We start from the raw sequence: 20,270 nt of genomic DNA, 5'->3' as shown, positions 1-20,270 counted from the left end.
TCGTACGCGTCAGGCCGACGCGCTCTGCACGGCCGGACGGCGGCTCGCGATGACCTTCCTCGCCAGCGCGCGCGGGCTCGTCAGGAAGCCGAAGCCCCAGGACATGTGCATGGTGGCCAGCGCCACCGGGATCTGGAGCCGCGCCTTGAGGGGCAGGCCCTTGCCTGCGGGGACGGAGCCCGCGGCGATCGCGGCGAGGTAGCCGCCGGGGACCAGCAGGCCCCAGGGGGTGAGCACCGCGCCGACCACGACGCCCGCGGCGATCGCGCAGACCGCGACCGGCGGCGCGAGGTAGCGCAGGTTGATGGAGCCCTGGTGGTAGCGGGCGACGACGTGCCGCCAGCGGCCGTAGTCCTTGTACTGCTTCGCCAGTGCCCGCACGGAGGGACGCGGACGGTACTGCACCCGCAGCTCCGGCGAGAACCAGATCAGACCGCCGGCCTCGCGGATGCGGAAGTTCAGCTCCCAGTCCTGGGCGCGGATGAACTCCTCGTTGTAGCCGCCCTGCTGCTCCAGCGCCTCACGGCGGAAGACACCCAGGTACACGGTCTCGGCGGCACCGGCCTGACCGCCGGTGTGGAAGGCCGCGTTGCCGACGCCGATCTTCGAGGTCATCGCGGCGGCGACCGCGTGCTCCCAGTCGTTCTCGCCCTCGGCGTGCATGATGCCGCCGACGTTCTGTGCGCCCGTCTCCTCCAGGAGCCGGACGGCGGTGGCGATGTAGTTCGCCGACAGCATGCCGTGGCCGTCGACGCGCACCACGATCGGGTGGCTGGATGCCTTGATGGCGGCGTTCAGCGCGGCCGGTGTACGGCCGGTGGGGTTCGGCACGGTGTGGACACGGGGGTCCTCACGTACGAGTTCGGCGGCGATCTCGTCGGTACGGTCCGTGGACGGGCCGAGCGCGATCACCACTTCCATCTCGCCGCCGTACTCCTGCTCGAGGATGTGGCGGACCGAGTTGCGCAGGTGCCGCTCCTCATTGAGGACCGGCATGATCACGGAGACAGGGGGCGTGGCGTTCATCGGGCGCCACGTTACCGCGAACGGGGGACACGGAGGCGCGGCGGCCGTTCTCTGCCCCTGGCAGCAGATCGTATGGGCCTACGGTGTGCAGGATTCCCCCACGTCACCCACGGAGGTGCCTCCCCCGTGCCCACACCGCCCCGCTCTCCCCGTCCCCGGCCGAACCCGAGGCCCCGGACCGGACGGCCGGTCCCCCGACCGCGCTGGGGCCTGCGGGTGGCGACGACCCTCTCGGTCCTGGTGCTCGGCGCGGGCGCCATCGGACATGCGGTGGTGACCAGTCTGGACACCGGGATCAGCCGGGTGGATCCGTTCCGTGACATGAAGAACCGGCCCGCGGGCGGACACGGGATGAATCTGCTCCTCGTCGGCACCGACGGCCGCGACAAGATCACCGCCGAGGAGAAGGAGAAGTACCGTCTCGGCGGAGCTCCCTGCCGCTGCACCGACACGATCATGCTGGTGCACATCTCGCGCGACCGGGAACGGGCGAGCGTGGTCAGCCTGCCCCGGGACAGCTACGTCGAGATCCCCGCACACACCGACCGGAACACGGGCAAGCGCCACGAGGCCCACCCGGTGAAGCTGAACGCGGCGTACTCGGAGGGCGGCCCGGGGCTGACCGTCAGCACCGTCGAGCAGCTGACCAAGGTGAAGATCGACCATTATCTGGAGGTCGACTTCACCAGCTTCATGAAGACCGTGGACGCGGTCGGCGGGGTGGAGATCTGCACGGCCCAGTCGATGAAGGACGCGTACACCGGTCTGGATCTCGCCGCCGGCACCCACCGGCTCGACGGCGGCCGGGCACTGCAGTACGTGCGCTCGCGCCATGTGGACGGGGCGTCCGACCTGGGCCGGATGCAGCGCCAGCAGCGCTTCGTCGCGGCCTTCATCAAGCAGGCCACCGGCACCGGCGTCACGCTGAACCCGATGAAGTTCCGCAAGGTGACATCGGCGATGCTCGACTCCGTCCGGGCCGACGCGGGCTTCGGCCCCGACGAGATGCTGGCGCTCAGCAGGGCGATGCGGGGCTTCTCGGCGGCTTCCTCGGAGTTCACCTCCGTACCCATCGGCGGGGCGGGCCCGGCGAAGGACATCGGTTCCACGGTCACGTGGGACGACGCGAAGGCGCAGAAACTGTTCCGGATGATCCGCGAGGACAAGCCGCTCGCGCCGGAGACCCCGCAGCGGCCCGAGGTTCCGCTGGTCGACGTCGCCCCGCAGCAGATCCGGGTGCAGGTCTACAACGGGACGCGCGCCGACGGTCTCGGCCGCAAGGTCGACTCCGCCCTGCGGGCGACCGGCTTCAACACGACCGGTTCTCCCTTCAACGGCGGCGGCAGCCCCGAGGTGCGGCGCACCCTCGTCGAGTACGACCCGCGCTGGGACCGCTCGGCCCGCTCCCTGGCGGCGGCGCTGCCCGGGTGCGAGCTGCGGCCCGTGAAGGGCCAGGGGCAGACGCTGAAGGTGACCGCGGGCGCCGAATACAAGGGCGTGACGACCGTGCGGGCGAAGGATGTGAAGCAGGGCGAGTTCGACACCGTGAAGGGGGACCAGGTGGTCTGCCCCTGACGGGGCGGCTGCCCGCCCGCGCCGGGCGCCGGGCTCTAGTCCTGCATTCCGTCGGCGGCGCGCTTCTCGCGCAGTTCCTTGATCGCACGGCGGCGGGCCAGCCGGTGCGTACGCCGGATCTGGGCCTCCTGGTAGCGCCGCCGGTCGCGCTCGGTCTCGGGGACCACGGGCGGTACGGCGCGGGGCTTGCCGTCCCCGTCGACCGCCGCGAACACCAGATACGCCGAGCCGACCTGCTGGGCAGGGGTCGACTCGTTCCATCGCTCGGCCATGACCCGCACACCGACCTCCATGGAGGACCGGCCGGTCCAGTTGACCTGGGCCTTCACATGCACCAGGTCACCGACCCTGACGGGCTCCAGGAACACCATCTCGTCCATGGACGCCGTGACGGCGGGACCGCCGGAGTGCCGGCCCGCGACCGCGCCCGCCGCGTCGTCCACCAGTTTCATGATCACGCCGCCGTGCACCGTGCCGAGGAGATTGGTGTCACTGCCGGTCATGATGTGACTGAGGGTGGTACGGGACGCCGAAGTGGGCTTGCCCGGAATTACGGACTCCGAGCGCTGGGCCTGATCTGTCATGACGTCCACCCTATGCGGGGGTCACACAATCGGGTCATTGCATCAGCTTGGCAACAGGCCAGGTCCGATTCCCCACCCCCTCTGTATGGCGCGAGGTCCCACCGGCACACTGGTCGCCATGAACGATTGGCCCGAAGGATACGGACGCGGCAGCCAGGGCTCTCAGCCCGAGGGCGCTCGCGTGATGCGCCATGTGCAGCGACGGCCGGTCCCGCAGCAGCAGTCGCAGGGGTATGACGACGCCCCCTACGACAGCGGCTACAACACGGGCCAGGTCTACGGCTCCCCGCCCGCCGGCGGCCCCGGCGCCCCGCCGCCCCAGGGCCACGCACCGCGCGGTTACGGCCCGGACTGGCGTCGCCGGATCAAGATCGGCTCGCTCGTCCTGGTGGTGGCGCTGCTCGCGGTCACGATCGGCACGTACTTCTGGGCCGACGGCAAGCTCAAGCGCGAGGTCGACCTCTCCAAGGTCATCGAGCGTCCGGGAGCCGGCGACGGCACCAACTATCTGATCGTCGGGTCCGACAGCCGTGAGGGCATGTCGGCCGAGGACAAGAAGAAGCTGCACACCGGCTCGGCCGAGGGCAAGCGGACCGACTCGATGATGATCCTGCACGACGGCTCGAACGGCCCGACGCTGATCTCGCTGCCGCGAGACTCGGACGTCGAGATACCGTCGTTCAAGGGCTCCGATTCCGGCAAGCTCTTCCCGAACACCGGCCGCCGGGTCAAGCTGAACGCCGCGTACGCCGAGGACGGCCCGGAGCTGCTGGTCCGTACGGTCGAGCACAACACGGGTCTGCACATCGACCACTACGTCGAGATCGGCTTCGCCGGCTTCGCCGGCATCGTGGACGCGATCGGCGGTGTCGAGATGGACATCCCGAAGGCCTTCAAGGACAAGAAGTCGGGCGCCGACTTCCAGGCCGGCAAGCAGACGCTGGACGGCGAGCAGGCGCTGGCGTTCGTCCGGACCCGCTACGCCTTCGCCGGCAGCGACCTGGACCGTACGAAGAACCAGCAGAAGTTCCTCGCGGCCCTGGCCTCCCAGACGGCGACGCCGAGCACGATCCTGAACCCCTTCAAGCTCTACCCGACCATGGGCGCGGGCCTGGACACCCTGATCGTGGACAAGGACATGTCGCTCTGGTCGCTGGGCCAGATGTTCTTCGCGATGAAGGGCGTCACGGGCGGTGAGGGCACGTCGATGAACATGCCGATCTCGGGCACCAGGGGCGGCAACCTCGTCTGGGACAAGGCGAAGGTGAAGCAGCTCGTGGAGCAGCTCAAGAACGACGAGAAGGTCACGGTCACCGGTAACTGACGGTTCCCGACCGCCTGGGGAAGGGCCCGCCGCGCTGTGTCGCGCGGCGGGCCCTTCCGTGTCCGGCGGAAAATTTCTCGGCGGCGACGTCGAGCGATGTCGAGAACCCGTGCCCGGCTCCGTCCCCGGGGTGCAAGCGACCACAATGGGTCGCACCCATACCGAGGAGAGATCCACGATGGCGAAGTACCTGCTGCTCAAGCACTACCGCGGCGCCCCGGCTCCGGCCAACGACGTGCCGATGGACCAGTGGACGCCGGAGGAGATCTCGGCCCATGTGCGGTACATGGCCGACTTCGCGGCCCGGCTGGAGCAGACCGGCGAGTTCGTCGACGGCCAGGCACTCGCCCCCGAGGGGACGTTCGTCCGCTACGACGGTGAGGGGCGCCCGCCGGTCACCGACGGGCCGTTCGCCGAGACCAAGGACCTGATCGCCGGCTGGATGGTGATCGACGTCGACAGCTACGAGCGCGCCGTCGAGCTCGCCGGGGAGCTCTCGGCCGCCCCCGGGGCAGGCGGCAAGCCGATCCACGAGTGGCTCGAGCTGCGTCCGTTCCTCGGCCCGCACCCGACCATCACGGAGTGCCCCCATCGATGAACGAGGCCCTGATCCGGAGTCTCACGCCCAGCGTGCTCACCGTCCTCGTCCGCCGCGGAGCCGACTTCGCGGCGGCCGAGGACGCGGTGCAGGACGCGCTGGTCGAAGCCGTCCGTGTCTGGCCGGCCGACCCTCCGCGGGATGCGAAGGGCTGGCTGATCACCGTGGCCTGGCGCAAGTTCCTCGACGCCACCCGCTCGGACACCGCCCGTCGCCGGCGTGAGGAGCTCGTCGAGGAGGAACCGGCGCCGGGCTCCGCGCCCGCGGCGGACGACACGCTCCAGCTCTACTTCCTGTGCGCGCACCCGTCGCTGACGCCGTCGTCCGCGGTCGCGCTCACGCTGCGCGCCGTGGGCGGGCTGACCACCCGCCAGATCGCCCAGGCGTACCTGGTGCCGGAAGCGACCATGGCGCAGCGGATCAGCCGGGCCAAGCGCACCGTCTCCGGCGTGCGCTTCGACCAGCCCGGCGACGTCGCCACGGTGCTGCGCGTTCTCTATCTGGTCTTCAACGAGGGCTACTCCGGCGATGTCGACCTCGCCGCCGAGGCCATCCGGCTCACCCGGCAGCTCGCCGCCGCGATCGACCACCCCGAAGTGGCGGGCCTGCTGGCCCTGATGCTGCTGCACCACGCCCGGCGCGCCGCCCGGACCGCGCCCGACGGCAGTCTGGTGCCGCTCGCCGAGCAGGACCGCGGCCGGTGGGACACGTCGGCGATCGCCGAGGGCGTCGTGATCCTCCAGGCGGCCCTCGCCCGCGACCGGTTGGGTGAGTTCCAGGCCCAGGCCGCCGTCGCGGCACTCCACGCGGACGCGCCCACGGCCGAGGAGACCGACTGGGTGCAGATCGTCGAGTGGTACGACGAGCTCACGCGTCTGACGGACAGTCCGGTCGTCCGCCTCAACCGCGCGGTGGCGGTGGGCGAGGCCGACGGCCCGCGCGCGGGCCTCGCGGCGCTCGCGGCACTGGACGACGCCCTGCCCCGCCACACCGCGGTGTCCGCGTACCTCCACGAACGGGACGGCGATCTGCCGACGGCGGCCCGCCTCTATGCCGAGGCGGCCCACAAGGCCCCCAACCTCGCGGAACGGGACCACCTGATCCGTCAGGCGGCCCGGCTGAACGCCCGCGGGGGCGGCTGACGGGGCGCGTGCGGCCCACTCGGCGGCCGGGTTCCGTCTCAGGCGTCGCTCGGCCCCTCGACGACGAGAGGCACCCCGCGCGAGCGGGATGCCTCCGAAGTGCGGTGACGGGGAGCGGCCGGACTACGGCAGGTTCCGCGCCATCACGATCCGCTGCACCTGGTTGGTGCCCTCGTAGATCTGCGTGATCTTCGCGTCGCGCATCATGCGCTCCAGCGGGTAGTCGCGGGTGTAGCCGTAGCCGCCGAGCAGCTGGACCGCGTCCGTGGTGACCTCCATCGCGACGTCGGAGGCGAAGCACTTCGCCGCCGCGCCGAAGAAGGTCAGGTCCTCCTTCGCGCCTCCGGCGGACACCCGCTCCGACTTGGCCGCCGCCGAGTACGTGAGCTGTCGCGCCGCCTCCAGCTTCATCGCCATGTCGGCGAGCATGAACTGAATGCCCTGGAAGTCCGCGATCGGCTTGCCGAACTGCTTGCGCTCCTGGACGTAGCCCTTGGCGTAGTCGAGGGCGCCCTGGGCGACGCCGAGCGCCTGGGCCGCGATCGTGATGCGGGTGTGGTCCAGGGTCTTCATCGCGGTCGCGAAGCCCGTGCCCTCCTCGCCGATCATGCGGTCGGCGGGGATGCGGACGTTGTCGAGGTAGACCTCGCGGGTCGGGGAGCCCTTGATGCCGAGCTTCTTCTCCGGGGCGCCGAAGGAGACTCCCTCGTCGCCCTTCTCGACGACGAACGCCGAGATGCCCTTGGAGCGCTTCGTCGGGTCCGTGACAGCCATCACCGTGTAGTACTCGGACTCACCGGCGTTGGTGATCCAGCGCTTCACGCCGTTGAGGACCCAGAAGTCGCCGTCGCGTACGGCCTTGGTCTTCATGCCGGCGGCGTCGGAGCCCGCGTCCGGCTCGGAGAGGGCGTACGAGAACATCGCGTCGCCCTTGGCGAGCGGGCCCAGGTACTTCTTCTTCAGGTCCTCGGAGCCGGACAGGATCACCGGAAGGGATCCGAGCTTGTTCACGGCGGGGATCAGGGAGGAGGAGACGCAGACACGGGCTACCTCCTCGATGACGATCACGGTGGCCAGCGCGTCCGCGCCGGCGCCGCCGTACTCCTCGGGGACGTGGACGGCGTGCAGGTCGTTGGAGACAAGAGCGTCGAGGGCCTCGCGCGGGAAGCGCGCCTCCTCGTCGACCTCGGCCGCGAAGGGAGCGATCTTCGCCTCGGCCAGCGAACGGATCGCGTCACGGAGCATGTCGTGCTCTTCGGACGGGCGGTACAGGTCAAAAGCCGAGTTACCGGTCGATCCGGCCACTTCTCTCACTCCCCAAGCGTGCTAACTACCGTTAAGTAACCCAATTTTAGAGGTCCCCCCGCCCATCGGCATACGTGAGCTTGGCGACAGCGGAAAAGTGCCCCGGCGGCGGCGCGGCTATGCTCGGGTCGCATTCTTGCCGCGCAATTCTCTGGAGCACCGCATGGCCCTCAAGATCACCGTGATCGGCACCGGCTACCTCGGCGCCACGCACGCCGCGGCCATGGCCGAACTGGGCTTCGAGGTGCTGGGACTCGACGTGGTCCCGGAGAAGATCGAGATGCTCTCCGCCGGCCGGGTCCCGATGTACGAACCGGGGCTGGAGGAGCTGCTGGCGAAGCATGTCGCCGGGATCGAGGGCTCCAGCGGACGGCTGCGTTTCACGACCTCCTGGGAGGAGGTCGGCGAGTTCGGCGACATCCACTTCGTCTGTGTGAACACCCCGCAGAAGCACGGCGAGTACGCCTGCGACATGTCCTTCGTGGACCGCGCCTTCACCTCGCTCGCCCCGCAGCTGAAGCGCCCGGCACTGGTGGTCGGCAAGTCGACCGTGCCGGTGGGCAGCGCGGCCCGGCTGTCGGCGCTGCTCGCGGAGCTGTCGCCGGTCGGCGCGGACGCCGAGCTGGCATGGAACCCGGAGTTCCTGCGCGAGGGCTTCGCGGTCCAGGACACGCTGCACCCCGACCGGATCGTGGTGGGCGTGGAGAGCGAGCGCTCGGAGAAGCTGCTGCGCGAGGTCTACCGCACGCCGGTCTCGGAGGGATCGCCGTTCGTGGTGACGGACTTCCCGACGGCCGAGCTGGTGAAGACCTCGGCGAACTCCTTCCTCGCGACGAAGATCTCCTTCATCAACGCCATGGCCGAGGTGTGCGAGGCCGCCGACGGCGATGTGGTGAAGCTCGCCGAGGCCATCGGCTACGACGAGCGCATCGGCTCCAAGTTCCTGCGGGCGGGCATCGGCTTCGGCGGTGGCTGTCTGCCGAAGGACATCCGCGCCTTCATGGCGCGCGCCGGTGAGCTGGGCGCCGACCAGGCGCTGACCTTCCTGCGGGAGGTCGACTCGATCAACATGCGGCGCCGCGGGCACATGGTGGAGCTGGCCAGGGACGCGGTCGGCGGCGACTCCTTCCTCGGCAAGCGGGTCGCGGTGCTGGGCGCGACGTTCAAGCCCGACTCCGACGACGTCCGGGACTCGCCCGCGCTGAACGTGGCGGGCCAGATCCACCTCCAGGGCGGCCAGGTCACGGTCTACGACCCCAAGGGCATGGAGAACGCGCGGCGTCTGTTCCCGACGCTCGGCTACGCAGAATCGGCGCTGGACGCGGTCCGCGGCGCGGATGTGGTGCTGCACCTGACGGAGTGGCGCGAGTTCCGCGAGCTGGACCCGGCGGAGCTGGGCGAGGTCACCTCGAGCCGTCTCATCCTGGACGGCCGCAACGCGCTGGACAGCGTGAAGTGGCGCGAGGCCGGCTGGACGTACCGGGCGATGGGCCGCCCCAAGGCCTGAGCCGGGGCGCCGAGCGGGGAGCTCGGGGCGCCGGGGGTTCGGGTGCCCGTGGCGCTGGGCGGGGGTCGGGCGCCCGGGGGTTCGGGTGCCCGTGGCGCCGGGCGAGGGTTCGGGCGCCCGAGGGTTCGGGTGCCCGTGGCGCTGGGCGGGGTTTCGGGTGCCCGGGGCGCGGACGAGCCGGGGCCCGGGGGCGGACTGCCCGGGGGACTCTCGCGGTTCAGCCGGCCGTCGTGCGGCGGGCTCGGTACGTACGCATCTTGGCGCGCGCCCCGCACACCGACATCGAGCACCAGCGCCGCCGGCCCGACGGGCTGCGGTCGTAGTACGCCCACTGGCAGTCCTCGGCCTCGCACGCCTTCAGCCGCGCCCACGTGCCGTCCGCCACGGCCGCCGCGATCGCTTCGGCGACCCGCGAGGTGAGGGTGCCGGGCGCCGCCGGCCGCAGGGCGGCCGTGCCGTCCTCGGCGACGGTGACCAGCAGAGGTGCCGCCGCGAGGAGCCCGTCGAGGGCCGTGGGCGGCGGGCCGCCCGCCGGCCGGTGGCCCGCGTGGGCGAGACAGGCCGCGCGCAGGGCCTCGCGCAGTTCCCGCGCGGCGGCGACCTCGCTCTCGGCGAGGCCGTGGGCCGCGCGGCCCTCCGGAGTGTCGAGGGCGTCCTTGCCGGTCTCGACGTCCAGCGTGTTCACCAGCGCTTCGACCAGCGCCAGCCCGCCGGGTGCGACTGCCCTCTCATTCATGGTTGCGACGTTACCTCCGATGCGGGACCATGCAGTAACGGTTACCGGTTGAGCCGATGTAGCGGTAACTGCGCCAACAGTCACCGTCGGCTCCGCATTCCGATCGAGGAGGAACCATGGCCATCGCCACCCTGGGCACGGTCGTACTGGACTGTCCCGACCCCGCCGCACTCGGCCGCTTCTACGCCGAGGTGCTGGGCGGGGAGATCGAGGACGACGGCGCGGGCTGGGTGAACCTGGTGGGCGCCACCGGCACCGCGCTCGCCTTTCAGGCCGCGCCCGGTCACGTACCGCCGAAGTGGCCCGCGCCGGACGACTCGCAGCAGTTCCATCTGGACCTGATGGTCGACGACATGGACGCCGCCGAGAAGCAGGTCCTGGCGCTCGGTGCGACGGTGCTGGAGGCGGACGACCGGTCCCGCGGCTTCCGCGTCTACGCCGATCCGGCCGGCCACCCGTTCTGCCTCTGCGCGAACTGATCCCGCGCCGCCTCCGCCGCAGCGGGACCTCTTACGCGTCCAGCGCGGTCAGTCGCGCGGTCGACGCCGGCCGCCTCGCCTGCGTCGCCCGCGCGACGAACTCCGCGTCCCGCAGCACCCGGTACATGTTCGACCAGGTGAGCGCCTCGATGTCGGCTTCCGGCCAGCCGCGTTCGAGCAGTTCGGCGATGAGGCGGGGGTAGCACGAGACGTCCTCGAGGCCGGGAGCGTGGGCGGCCCCCGTGTCGTAGGCGCCGGTGAGGGCCGTCGTCCGGGGGCCCGCCGCGTCGCGGATGTGGTCCAGCAGATCGGCCGTCTCACGGACCGAGGCGGCCGTGCAGACCGCCATGCACACACCTCCGTTGGCACGCAGCTGCCGCAGCACGTCGTCGGGGACCCGCGTCGGGTGCTGCGAGATGACCGCCGGGGCCCGGGTGACCGCGAGGGTCCGCTGCATGGTCTCGGGATTGCAGCCGGAGAGGTCCACCAGCATGCCGAGACGGTTCATCTCGCGTACGACTTCATGGCCGAAGGGCGTCAGACCGCCGCGCTGGGTCCAGCGGGTGCCCGCGAGGGCCGCGCTGCGGACGCCGAGGGCGTGATACGCGCGCAGGGTGGCCAGCGAGTCGGCGAGCGCGGGCCCCGAGACCGGGCCGAGCAGACCGGCGATACGGCCGCAGTTGCGGGCGTGGGCGAGCTCGTCGGCGCTCCGCGCCGGGCGCAGGGCCTCGGGGTGGGCCTCCACCACGGACCGGATGAGGTCGATGTGCTCCAGGGTCGCGGCCGGCGCGCGGTCCCCGGCGAGCCCGGGCGGCGTCAGGAGCGACCAGAACAACGCACCCACGCCCCCGTCGCGCAGCCGCGGGATGTCCGTCTCGAGAAGGCTCTCGCCTTCCTCCAGGTCGTAGTGCGCCATGTCCCTCAGGGCGTGGGCGAGTCCGTTGGAACCGTCGATGACGGGGTACCGCGCGAGCAGTTCGCGGGCGCGCTCCAGGGGTCCCGGGCCCTCCTCCGCGGGGGCGCCGGGCTCGCCGGACTCCGCGGGGGCAGAGCCGACCGCCGGCGCGGAGTCGCGGACATGGTCGACGTCGCCGACCGCGGCCGAGCCGGTCTGGGGGTCGTCCTGAAGATCTGCCATGTGCTGCTCCGTGCTCCGACGGCGGGCCGTACGGCCACCGTGGCACGGGAGCGGCGAGGGGTCGCGGCGGACGGAGCGTTCGGGGGTACGGGGCGGGGTGCCCGTACCCTCCGGGGGCGCTGTCGAAGGGCTCGCCCTCACGGCCCCTCGGAAGCACACAAGCCCACGGTCAGGGAGTGGGAATCTCCCAGGCCCGCGGTGCGTGGGGGGGAGCCTTATGCGTGCGACCGCAAGGCGGAGGAACGAGCCGCCGCGGTGGGAGGCACGCCCGCGCCCCAGATCGCAGGGCTGCGGGCACGGACACCTCCCGCACCCGAAGAGGTGCGCGTGGGGGTGCCCCCGGGCCGAAGGGCTGGGGGTGTCTCCCGTCCCTGAGGGGGAGCGGGTGCGGACACCCCCTCCCCGAAGAGGTGCGCGTGGGGGTGCCCCCGGGCCCAAGGGCTGGAGGTGTCTCCCGTCCCTGAGGGGGAGCGGGTGCGGACACCCCCTACCCGAAGAGGTGCGGGCTTCTCCCCCGCCCGCGGTACGACGGGTGGGGGCACCGCCCGAAGAGGTGCGAGGGCGGACACCTCCCGTGCCCGAAGGGCTACGGGGCCACAGGAGGTGCGGGCCAGTGCATGCGACGCGGCACGAGCCGAACGACCGGCTCTAGCCGTCGAGCTCGTCGATCGTCGCGTTCGACGGTCCGCGCCGGGCCTGCTCCTCCCGTGCCACCGCCTCCGCGTCCGCCAGGACACGCACGGCGTTCTGCCAGGTGAGCTTCGCGAGGTCGGCCTCGGACCAGTTGCGCCGGAGCAGCTCCGCGACGAGGTTCGGATAGCCGGCCACGTCATCGAGCCCGGCGGGCGTGAACGCCGTCCCGTCGAAGTCGCCGCCGATGCCGATGTGGTCGACGCCCGCCGTCTCCCGCATGTGGTCGAGATGGTCGGCGACCGTGGACGCGGTGGCGGCGGGCCGCGGGTTCGCCTCCTCGAAGGCCTGGTGCAGCTTCATCGCCTCGGGCGTGGTGTCGAGGTGGTGGAAGCCGTGCGCCCGCAGGTTATCGTCCGCGGCCCGGGTCCAGTCGCCGGCGGCCGGCAGGATGAACTTCGGTACGAACGTGGCCATGGCCACACCGCCGTTGTCCGCGAGGCGCTCCAGCACGTCGTCCGGGATGTTGCGGACGTGGTCGCAGACCGCCCGGGCCGACGAGTGCGAGAAGAGCACCGGGGCGACCGAGGTGTCGAGCGCGTCCCGCATGGTCGAGGCGGCGACGTGCGAGAGGTCGACCAGCATCCCGGCGCGGTTCATCTCGCGGACCACCTCGCGCCCGAAGGCGGAGAGGCCGCCGACGCCGGGCTCGTCCGTCGCCGAGTCCGCCCAGGCGGTGTTGTCGTTGTGGGTCAGCGTCATGTAGCGCACGCCGAGCGTGTGCAGCGCGCGCAGCGTCGCCAGGGAGTTGTTGATGGAGTGGCCGCCCTCGGCTCCCATCAGCGAGGCGATGCGGCCCTCGCCGCGGGCCTTCTCCATGTCGCCCGCGGTCAGCGCGGGAGCCAGGTCCGCGGGGTAGCGGCTGAGCAACTGCTGCACGCCGTCGATCTGTTCCAGCGTCGCGCTGACGGCGTCCTCGCCGGACATGTCGGAGCGGACGTACACGGACCAGAACTGGGCGCCGACCCCGCCGGCCCGCAGCCGCGGGATGTCGGTGTGCAGCCGGCCGGTCTGGTCACCGGCGATGTCGAGCTTGTCCAGGTCGTAGCGGACGTTTTCGCGCAACGCCCAGGGCAGGTCGTTGTGACCGTCGACGACGGGGTGGGCGGCGAGCAGCTCGCGCGCCCGGGCGAGGTGATCCGTGCGGGATGTCATGGACACTTACTTCCCGAAGCCGAAGGAGTCCGCACCTGCGACCTTGGCGCGCAGGCGCTTGCCCTTGTCGGTGGCCTGGTCGTTCAGCTCCTGCTGGAACTCCCGCATCCGGGAGAGCAGTTCGGCGTCCTGCACGGCGAGGATGCGCGCGGCCAGCAGACCGGCGTTGCGCGCGCCGCCCACGGAGACCGTGGCCACCGGCACACCCGCCGGCATCTGCACGATGGACAGCAGCGAGTCCATGCCGTCGAGGTACTTCAGCGGGACCGGGACACCGATGACCGGCAGCGGGCTGACGGAGGCGAGCATGCCGGGCAGATGGGCCGCACCGCCCGCGCCCGCGATGATCACCTTCAGGCCGCGGGAGTCGGCCTTCTCGCCGTACGCGATCATCTCGCGCGGCATGCGGTGCGCGGAGACGACGTCGACCTCGTAGCGGATCTCGAACTCGTCGAGGGCCTGCGCGGCCGCCTCCATCACGGGCCAGTCGGAGTCGGACCCCATGACGATGCCAACGGCAGGACCGGTCATGCTGCTCATTCGACGATCGTTCCCTTGAGATAGCCGGCCGCGTGACGGGCGCGCTCCAGCACGTCGTCCAGATCGTTGCCGTAGGTGTTGACGTGCCCCACCTTGCGGCCGGGCTTGACGTCCTTGCCATACATATGGATCTTCAGCTGCGGGTCCCGGGCCATGCAGTGCAGATACGCCTGGTACATGTCCGGGTAGTCGCCGCCGAGGACATTGCACATCACGGTCCAGGGCGCGCGCGGGCGGGGGTCGCCGAGCGGCAGGTCGAGCACGGCCCGCACATGGTTGGCGAACTGGGAGGTGACCGCGCCGTCCTGGGTCCAGTGGCCGCTGTTGTGCGGGCGCATGGCCAGCTCGTTGACGAGGATGCGGCCGTCGGCCGTCTCGAACAGCTCGACCGCCAGATGCCCGACGACGCCGAGCTCCCCCGCGATCCGCAGGGCGAGCTGCTGGGCCTGCCCGGCGAGCTCCTCGTCGAGGCCGGGGGCGGGCGCGATGACGGTGTCGCAGACGCCGTCGACCTGCTGCGACTCGACGACGGGGTACGCGACGGCCTGGCCGTGCGGGGAGCGCACGATGTTGGCGGCGAGCTCGCGGACGAAGTCGACCTTCTCCTCGGCGAGGACCGGCACACCCGCGCGGAACGGATCGGCGGCGTCCGCCTCCGTCCGCACGAACCAGACGCCCTTGCCGTCGTAGCCGCCGCGCACGGTCTTCAGGATGACGGGGAAACCCCCGACCTCCTCGGCGAACGCGGACACATCGGCGGCGTCGGTCACGATGCGGTGGCGCGGGCAGGGCGCGCCGAGCTCCATGAGTCTGGCGCGCATCACACCCTTGTCCTGCGCGTGCACGAGCGCGTCGGGGCCGGGCCGGACGGGGATGCCGTCGGCCTCCAGCGCACGCAGGTGCTCGATGGGGACGTGCTCATGATCAAAAGTGATCACATCGCACCCGCGGGCGAACTCACGCAGCGTGTCCAGGTCGCGATGGTCGCCGATGACGACATCGCTGACCACCTGGGCCGCGGAGTCCTGCGGGGTGTCACTGAGAAGCTTGAAACGGATGCCGAGGGGGATGCCTGCCTCGTGGGTCATACGGGCGAGCTGACCGCCGCCGACCATGCCGACTACCGGGAACGTCACTCTCCTAGGGTATCCGCCGCTCCGCGGGGCCCCTGCGCCCGTGTCACAGCCTCGCCACACGATTGTCGATGTGCCCGGGCAACCGCGGAGGCGGCTGGTTAGCATGACGGGGATGACGCTGTCGATCTGATGGGCTGGACTCTCACTATGAGTGAACGAGGCGGAGCGCTACGCGGGCGGCTCGATCAGCTCATGCGGGAGATCGCGAAGTTCGGCGCGGTGGGCGGCGCCGGGCTGCTGGTCAATCTCGCCGTCTTCAACCTGGTGCGGCACACCACCGAGCTCCCCGTGGTCCGGGCGTCGGTCCTCGCCACCGTGATCGCCATCGCGTTCAACTACGTGGGCTTCCGGTACTTCACCTACCGGGACCGCGACAAGTCGGGCCGGACCAAGGAGCTCACGCTCTTCCTGCTGTTCAGCCTGGTCGGCCTGGTCATCGAGAACGGCATTCTGTACACGGCGACGTACGGCTTCGGCTGGGACAGCCCGCTGCAGAGCAACATCTTCAAGTTCCTCGGCATCGGCATCGCGACGCTGTTCCGCTTCTGGTCCTACCGCACCTGGGTCTTCCGGGCGCTGCCCGCGCGCGAGGCGGTGCAGACCGCGGAATCGTTCCTGGGGCAGCACACGGCGCAGCCGGACCGGGTCGGCCGCTGAGCCCGTGTCCGGCCGGGAGCCGGGTCGGCTGAGCGGGCCGGTGCCGGCTATCTGACCGTCGGCGGGTCGTCCTTGGGCTTGCGGGCCACGCGGCTGAGGAAGAGCGCGAAGACCGGCGGATGCTGCTGCAACAGCTCCAGCCGCCCGCCGTCCGCCTCCGCGAGGTCCCGCGCCACGGCCAGTCCGATGCCGGTGGAGTTGCGGCCGCTGATGGTCCGCTCGAAGATCCGCGCGCCGAGGTCGGCCGGCACGCCGGGCCCCTCGTCGGTGACCTCGATGACCGCCTGGTTGCCGGTGACACGGGTGCGCAGGGCCACGGTCCCGCCACCGTGCATCAGGGAGTTCTCGATGAGCGCGGCCAGGACCTGGGCGACGGCGCCCGGGGTTCCGACCGCCCGCATGCCCGTCTTCCCCGAGCACACCACCGCGCGCCCCGCGCTCCGGTAGGCCGGCCGCCACTCCTCGATCTGCTGCTTCACGATTTCGTCGAGGTCGAAGACGATCGCGGAGCCGATACGGGGATCGCGGGAGTTCGTGAGCAGCCGCTGCACCACGTCGGTGAGCCGCTCCACCTGGGCGAGCGCGACGCTCGCCTCCTCCTTCGCGGTCGCCGGGTCGTCGGTCTCCGAGATCTCCTCCAGCCGCATGGACAGGGCTGTCAGCGGCGTACGGAGCTGGTGCGAGGCGTCCGCGGCGAGCCGGCGCTCCGCGGTGAGCATCCGCGCGATGCGCTCGGCGCTGGCGTCCAGGACGTCGGCGACGCGGTCGAGCTCGGGGACGCCGTACCGCTTGTGGCGGGGGCGCGGGTCGCCGGAGCCGAGGCGCTCGGCGGTCTCGGCGAGGTCGGTGAGGGGGGAGGCGAGACGGTTCGCCTGCCGTACGGCGAGAAGGATGGCGGCGATGACGGCGAGCAGCGCGACGGCCCCGATGATCATGAGGGTGCGTCCGACCTCGCGGGTCACGGAGGAACGGGGCTCCTCGACGGTGACGGTCTCACCGCGCTCCCCCTGGGCGACCCCGCGGATGACGCTGCCCTCGGGCCGCTCCCCGATCTCGATGGACGGCCGCCCGGGGATCTCGATCAGGGCGTAACGCTGGGCGCCGCTCTGGTCGGCCAGGATGCCGGGATTGACGGGCTCACCACCGATGAGCCGGCTGTCGACGATGCTGACGAGCCGTACGGCCTCGGAGTCGACACTCTCCTGGGCGCTGTTGCTGATGGTGCGGGTCTCGACGAGGACGAGGGACACGCCGAAGACGGCGATGACGACGAGAACCACGGCGAGCGTGGAATTGATGAGCCGTCGACGCAAGATGCCCTCCGGGCGGGGTGGATGGTGCCGACACCGAGCCTATGGCGTGCGGGGGGTGTTCTCGGCGGGGCACGTCTTGTCGACGGTAGTGGGGGCGTTCCCCACGGGGCGCCGGCACTCTCGCCGAGGTTGGTGCGCCGGGGCCGGGTGCGGCTGTTTCCCGCTGGGGCCGGTGCTCCCGGCCGAGGCGCCGCCGTTTCCCGCTGAGGGCCGGTGCTCCGGCGCCGTGCGCGGCCGCTTCCCGCTGGGACCGGTGCTCCGGGCCAGGGCACGCCTTCCCTGCCGAGCGCGAGGGTCTTCGCGGGCAGCGGTCGTTCCGCTTCGAGCACCGGGCCCCCGGCACTCCGCCGGGTGCTGGTGCTCTCGCCGGGGGCTGATGCTCCACCGTCGGATGGCCGCCCCCGCCCAGCGGTGCCGTTCGCCATCGAGGCCAGCCGTCTCCGGCCGCACGGGGGGGGGCTCCTCACTCCGCTGTCGCGGGCGCCACCCACCGAGCCCAAGGACTGAACGCGCCGAGCGCGGCCGCTCGCCCCGCCTCTCAGCGCCGACCGCAGGTCTCCCCCGGCAGGCGCCTGGTGCTCCGCCGGCACGGGTGGCCCGGCCGGCCCCTTGGGCTCCGCGCCGGCCGCCCCGTCAGCTCTTCTCGAAGCGGAAACCCACACCCCGCACCGTGGCGATGTACCTCGGGTTCGCCGCGTCGTCGCCGAGTTTCTTGCGGAGCCAGGAGATGTGCATGTCCAGCGTCTTCGTGGACGACCACCAGGTCGTGTCCCAGACCTCCCGCATCAGCTGGTCGCGGGTGACCACCCGGCCCGCGTCGCGGACCAGGACGCGCAGGAGGTCGAACTCCTTCGCCGTCAGCTGGAGTTCCTCGTCGCCCATCCACGCACGGTGCGACTCGACGTCGATCCGCACCCCGTGCGTCGCCGGCGCCGGGGCCGGCTCCGTCGCGCCGCGGCGCAGCAGCGCCCGGACCCGGGCGAGCAGCTCCGCGAGGCGGAACGGCTTCGTCACGTAGTCGTCCGCGCCGGCGTCCAGGCCCACCACCGTGTCCACCTCGTCCGCGCGCGCCGTCAGCACCAGGATCGGCACCGTGTGGCCCTCCGAGCGGAGCCTTCTGGCGACCTCCAAGCCGTCCATACCGGGCAGACCGAGGTCGAGTACGACGAGGTCGACACCGCCCGCCAGACCGGCGTCCAGCGCTGCCGGACCGTCCTCGCGCACCTCGACCTCGTACCCCTCCCGGCGCAGGGCGCGGGCCAGCGGTTCCGAGATGGATGCGTCGTCCTCGGCGAGCAGTACACGCGTCATGTGGTGATGGTAGTCCGCGTGGCGTGCACATCGGTGCGTCTTCCAACCACCCTGCGGGACTGGGATGCAATCATGGTTGCGACCTTCGATTCAGGGCGGACGGTTCCAGTAAAACCTGTGATCCATCTCTCAAGTCCTTCCATATGCCACTGTGTCGTGTCGTATGGTGGCGAGACGCCTGTTGTACTGCACGGGGACCCTTTGGCCTGTCGGCCAAGGGTCTCTTTTCTGCGCTGAGCCCTTCGGCCCCGAGCGCAGTGAATGACCTGTGGGCCGGGCCCCGGACGCGACGTTGCGCCAGGGGCGTGGATCCCGGTGCGGACCGTCCTCGCCTCCGTCACGACACGGAGCGAACCCCTCGGGCGTGGGGGTGGAGCGGCTTGCTGCCGGTGCCGGCCGCCCCCCACCGGGCGCGTAACCGCTCACGAGGCAGTCGCGTCCCGAGCAAGCAAGGATCGACCATGGCGTCCAGCCTGACGAAGGACTCGGCCAGCATTCCTGGCGACGAGAAGACCTTCTTCGGCCACCCCCGCGGACTGGCCACTCTCTTCATGACCGAGATGTGGGAGCGTTTCTCCTACTACGGCATGAGGGCTCTGCTTCCGCTGTACCTGGTGGCTCCCGGCGGTCTGCACATGAGTGCGGCCACCGCGACCGCGATCTACTCGGTCTATCTCTCGCTCGTGTACCTGCTCGCCCTCCCGGGTGGCTGGTTCGCCGACCGTGTCCTCGGCCCCCGCAAGACCGTCGCCGTCGCCGGCGCGATCATCATGCTGGGTCACCTCACGCTGGCGCTGCCGACGTCGGGCACCTTCTTCGCCGGCCTCGGTCTGGTCGCGATCGGTTCCGGCCTGCTGAAGGCCAACATCTCCACGATGGTCGGCCACCTCTACAACGGCCCGGAGGACCCGCGCCGTGACGGTGGCTTCACGATCTTCTACGTCGGGATCAACCTGGGCGCCTTCGCGGCCCCGCTGATCATCGGCACCGTCGGTGAGAGCGTCAACTGGCACCTCGGCTTCGCGCTCGCCGCGCTCGGCATGGGTCTGGGTCTGGCCCAGTTCATGCTCGGCAGCCGCCACCTCAGCTCGCGCTCCGACATCGTCCCGACGCCGATGACCGCCGAGGAGAAGACGTCCACGCTGCGCAAGGGCCTGCTCTGGCTGGCCGTCGCCGTGGTCTTCTACGGCATCGTGGGCTTCTCCGGCGTCTACACCCTGAACTGGCTGCTGGTCCCGCTCACCGTCGCCGGTCTGGTCATCCCGGTGTGGGTCATCGCCCGCATCAAGCGCGACAAGTCGCTCGACCGCGTCGAGCAGTCGAAGATGACCGCGTACATCTGGTTCTTCGTCGCCGCCGCCATCTTCTGGATGATCTACGACCAGGGTGGTTCGACCCTGTCGCTGTTCGCCGACGAATCCGCGAAGAACACCGTGTTCGGCTGGGGATTCCCGGTCTCGTGGTACCAGTCGGTCAACCCGGTCATGATCATGGCGCTCGCGCCGGTCTTCGCCTGGCTGTGGATCGCGCTGAACCGCCGGGGCAAGGAGCCGAGCACGATCGTGAAGTTCGCGTCCGGCCTCATCCTCGTCGGCGCCTCGTTCTTCCTCTTCCTCGCCCCGCTGTCGATCGCCGAGGGCGGTCACAAGGCGGCCGCGATGTGGCTGGTCGCCATCTACTTCGTGCAGACCGTCGGTGAGCTCCTGGTCTCGCCGGTCGGCCTCTCCGTCACCACGAAGATGGCGCCCGTGAAGTACGCCTCCCAGATGATGGGTGTCTGGTTCCTGGCCGTCACCGCCGGTGACGCCACGACCGGTCTGCTCTCCATCGCCGGGGTGAACCTCGACAGGATGGGCATCGTCGGTCTGGAGGCCACGCTCGCCGTGGTCGCCGGTGTCGCGGTGTGGATGTACCGCAAGAAGGTCAAGGAGCTCATGGGCGACGTCCGCTGACCCCTGCCCCTGGCCGGGAAGGGGGGCCGGCCCCCAGCCCGGCGGGGGGGCGGGCCCCGAGTAAGACCCCCCACCGGCGGGGCCCCCCCCCCCCCCCCCCCC

The 20,270-nt window shown here is 71.1% G+C and carries 18 protein-coding genes; 8 read left to right on the top strand and 10 right to left on the bottom strand.

Annotated features, from left to right (window positions below):
* Positions 1-9 precede the first annotated feature (9 nt).
* Positions 10-1,026: a glycosyltransferase family 2 protein gene (locus tag ACFWU3_RS29060; RefSeq protein WP_384443609.1), complete on the bottom strand. Its 1,017-nt coding sequence runs from the start codon at positions 1,024-1,026 to the stop codon at positions 10-12.
* A 210-nt stretch (positions 1,027-1,236) separates the two neighbouring features.
* On the opposite strand from ACFWU3_RS29060, the gene ACFWU3_RS29055 reads away from it, so the two are divergent.
* Entirely contained in the window at positions 1,237-2,601 is a 1,365-nt protein-coding gene (locus ACFWU3_RS29055; protein ID WP_384443657.1) for an LCP family protein, read from the top strand.
* A 35-nt stretch (positions 2,602-2,636) separates the two neighbouring features.
* Here ACFWU3_RS29055 and ACFWU3_RS29050 read toward each other — a convergent pair whose 3' ends face one another.
* Complete coding sequence (locus tag ACFWU3_RS29050) at positions 2,637-3,185, bottom strand: acyl-CoA thioesterase (protein WP_313945972.1); 549 nt, start codon at positions 3,183-3,185, stop codon at positions 2,637-2,639.
* A 118-nt stretch (positions 3,186-3,303) separates the two neighbouring features.
* Here ACFWU3_RS29050 and ACFWU3_RS29045 point away from each other — a divergent pair, with 118 nt between their 5' ends.
* The 3 genes from ACFWU3_RS29045 to ACFWU3_RS29035 all read left to right on the top strand — a co-directional run bounded on the left by ACFWU3_RS29045 (position 3,304) and on the right by ACFWU3_RS29035 (position 6,249).
* Positions 3,304-4,509 (top strand): LCP family protein, encoded by a 1,206-nt coding sequence (locus ACFWU3_RS29045; protein WP_313945971.1) that lies wholly within the window; start codon positions 3,304-3,306, stop codon positions 4,507-4,509.
* A 178-nt stretch (positions 4,510-4,687) separates the two neighbouring features.
* Positions 4,688-5,107 carry a YciI family protein gene (locus ACFWU3_RS29040; protein WP_384443606.1) on the top strand — a complete coding sequence of 140 codons (420 nt, stop codon included), beginning with the start codon at positions 4,688-4,690 and terminating at the stop codon, positions 5,105-5,107.
* A complete protein-coding gene (locus tag ACFWU3_RS29035; RefSeq protein ID WP_384443604.1) occupies positions 5,104-6,249 on the top strand; it encodes an RNA polymerase sigma factor in 1,146 nt (381 codons plus the stop codon). Before ACFWU3_RS29040 ends, ACFWU3_RS29035 begins: the two co-directional genes overlap by 4 nt.
* A 123-nt stretch (positions 6,250-6,372) precedes the next feature.
* Here the strand turns inward: ACFWU3_RS29035 and ACFWU3_RS29030 are convergent, their stop codons facing one another.
* Positions 6,373-7,554, bottom strand: coding sequence for an acyl-CoA dehydrogenase (locus ACFWU3_RS29030; RefSeq protein WP_384443602.1), 1,182 nt, complete (start codon positions 7,552-7,554; stop codon positions 6,373-6,375).
* Positions 7,555-7,717: 163 nt separating this feature from the next.
* On the opposite strand from ACFWU3_RS29030, the gene ACFWU3_RS29025 reads away from it, so the two are divergent.
* A complete protein-coding gene (locus ACFWU3_RS29025) occupies positions 7,718-9,061 on the top strand; it encodes a UDP-glucose dehydrogenase family protein (RefSeq protein ID WP_384443600.1) in 1,344 nt (447 codons plus the stop codon).
* A 217-nt stretch (positions 9,062-9,278) separates the two neighbouring features.
* On the opposite strand, the gene ACFWU3_RS29020 is transcribed toward ACFWU3_RS29025, so the two are convergent.
* Positions 9,279-9,797, bottom strand: a complete 519-nt coding sequence (locus ACFWU3_RS29020; RefSeq protein WP_384443598.1) for a CGNR zinc finger domain-containing protein — start codon at positions 9,795-9,797, stop codon at positions 9,279-9,281.
* Between the two features lie 116 nt (positions 9,798-9,913).
* Here ACFWU3_RS29020 and ACFWU3_RS29015 point away from each other — a divergent pair, with 116 nt between their 5' ends.
* Positions 9,914-10,276, top strand: a complete 363-nt coding sequence (locus ACFWU3_RS29015; RefSeq protein WP_384443596.1) for a VOC family protein — start codon at positions 9,914-9,916, stop codon at positions 10,274-10,276.
* A gap of 31 nt (positions 10,277-10,307) precedes the next feature.
* Here ACFWU3_RS29015 and ACFWU3_RS29010 read toward each other — a convergent pair whose 3' ends face one another.
* The 4 genes from ACFWU3_RS29010 to ACFWU3_RS28995 form a co-directional block, all read right to left on the bottom strand.
* Positions 10,308-11,414: a membrane dipeptidase gene (locus ACFWU3_RS29010; RefSeq protein ID WP_384443594.1), complete on the bottom strand. Its 1,107-nt coding sequence runs from the start codon at positions 11,412-11,414 to the stop codon at positions 10,308-10,310.
* 648 nt (positions 11,415-12,062) lie between these two features.
* Positions 12,063-13,259, bottom strand: a complete 1,197-nt coding sequence (locus ACFWU3_RS29005) for a dipeptidase (protein ID WP_384443592.1) — start codon at positions 13,257-13,259, stop codon at positions 12,063-12,065.
* Between the two features lie 6 nt (positions 13,260-13,265).
* On the bottom strand, positions 13,266-13,799 hold the full coding sequence (purE, locus tag ACFWU3_RS29000) for a 5-(carboxyamino)imidazole ribonucleotide mutase (RefSeq protein WP_340473455.1): 534 nt from the start codon (positions 13,797-13,799) through the stop codon (positions 13,266-13,268).
* Positions 13,796-15,040: a 5-(carboxyamino)imidazole ribonucleotide synthase gene (locus tag ACFWU3_RS28995; RefSeq protein ID WP_384443590.1), complete on the bottom strand. Its 1,245-nt coding sequence runs from the start codon at positions 15,038-15,040 to the stop codon at positions 13,796-13,798. The genes purE and ACFWU3_RS28995 overlap by 4 nt, the downstream gene beginning before the upstream one ends.
* Positions 15,041-15,082: 42 nt before the next feature.
* Between ACFWU3_RS28995 and ACFWU3_RS28990 the strand changes: the two genes are divergently transcribed.
* Positions 15,083-15,592 (top strand): GtrA family protein, encoded by a 510-nt coding sequence (locus tag ACFWU3_RS28990; protein WP_384443588.1) that lies wholly within the window; start codon positions 15,083-15,085, stop codon positions 15,590-15,592.
* Positions 15,593-15,639: 47 nt separating this feature from the next.
* On the opposite strand, the gene ACFWU3_RS28985 is transcribed toward ACFWU3_RS28990, so the two are convergent.
* Both ACFWU3_RS28985 and ACFWU3_RS28980 read right to left on the bottom strand, forming a co-directional pair.
* A complete protein-coding gene (locus tag ACFWU3_RS28985) occupies positions 15,640-16,905 on the bottom strand; it encodes an ATP-binding protein (protein ID WP_384443586.1) in 1,266 nt (421 codons plus the stop codon).
* Positions 16,906-17,538: 633 nt separating this feature from the next.
* Positions 17,539-18,216: a response regulator transcription factor gene (locus tag ACFWU3_RS28980; RefSeq protein WP_313945949.1), complete on the bottom strand. Its 678-nt coding sequence runs from the start codon at positions 18,214-18,216 to the stop codon at positions 17,539-17,541.
* Between the two features lie 461 nt (positions 18,217-18,677).
* Between ACFWU3_RS28980 and ACFWU3_RS28975 the strand changes: the two genes are divergently transcribed.
* A complete protein-coding gene (locus tag ACFWU3_RS28975; protein WP_384443584.1) occupies positions 18,678-20,168 on the top strand; it encodes an oligopeptide:H+ symporter in 1,491 nt (496 codons plus the stop codon).
* The last annotated feature ends 102 nt before the right edge of the window (positions 20,169-20,270 follow it).

The organism is Streptomyces sp. NPDC058685, from assembly GCF_042714725.1.
GTDB lineage: Bacteria > Actinomycetota > Actinomycetes > Streptomycetales > Streptomycetaceae > Streptomyces.
The sequence above is the reverse complement of the archived record's forward strand: the minus strand, read 5'-3'. Positions and strand labels throughout refer to the sequence as shown.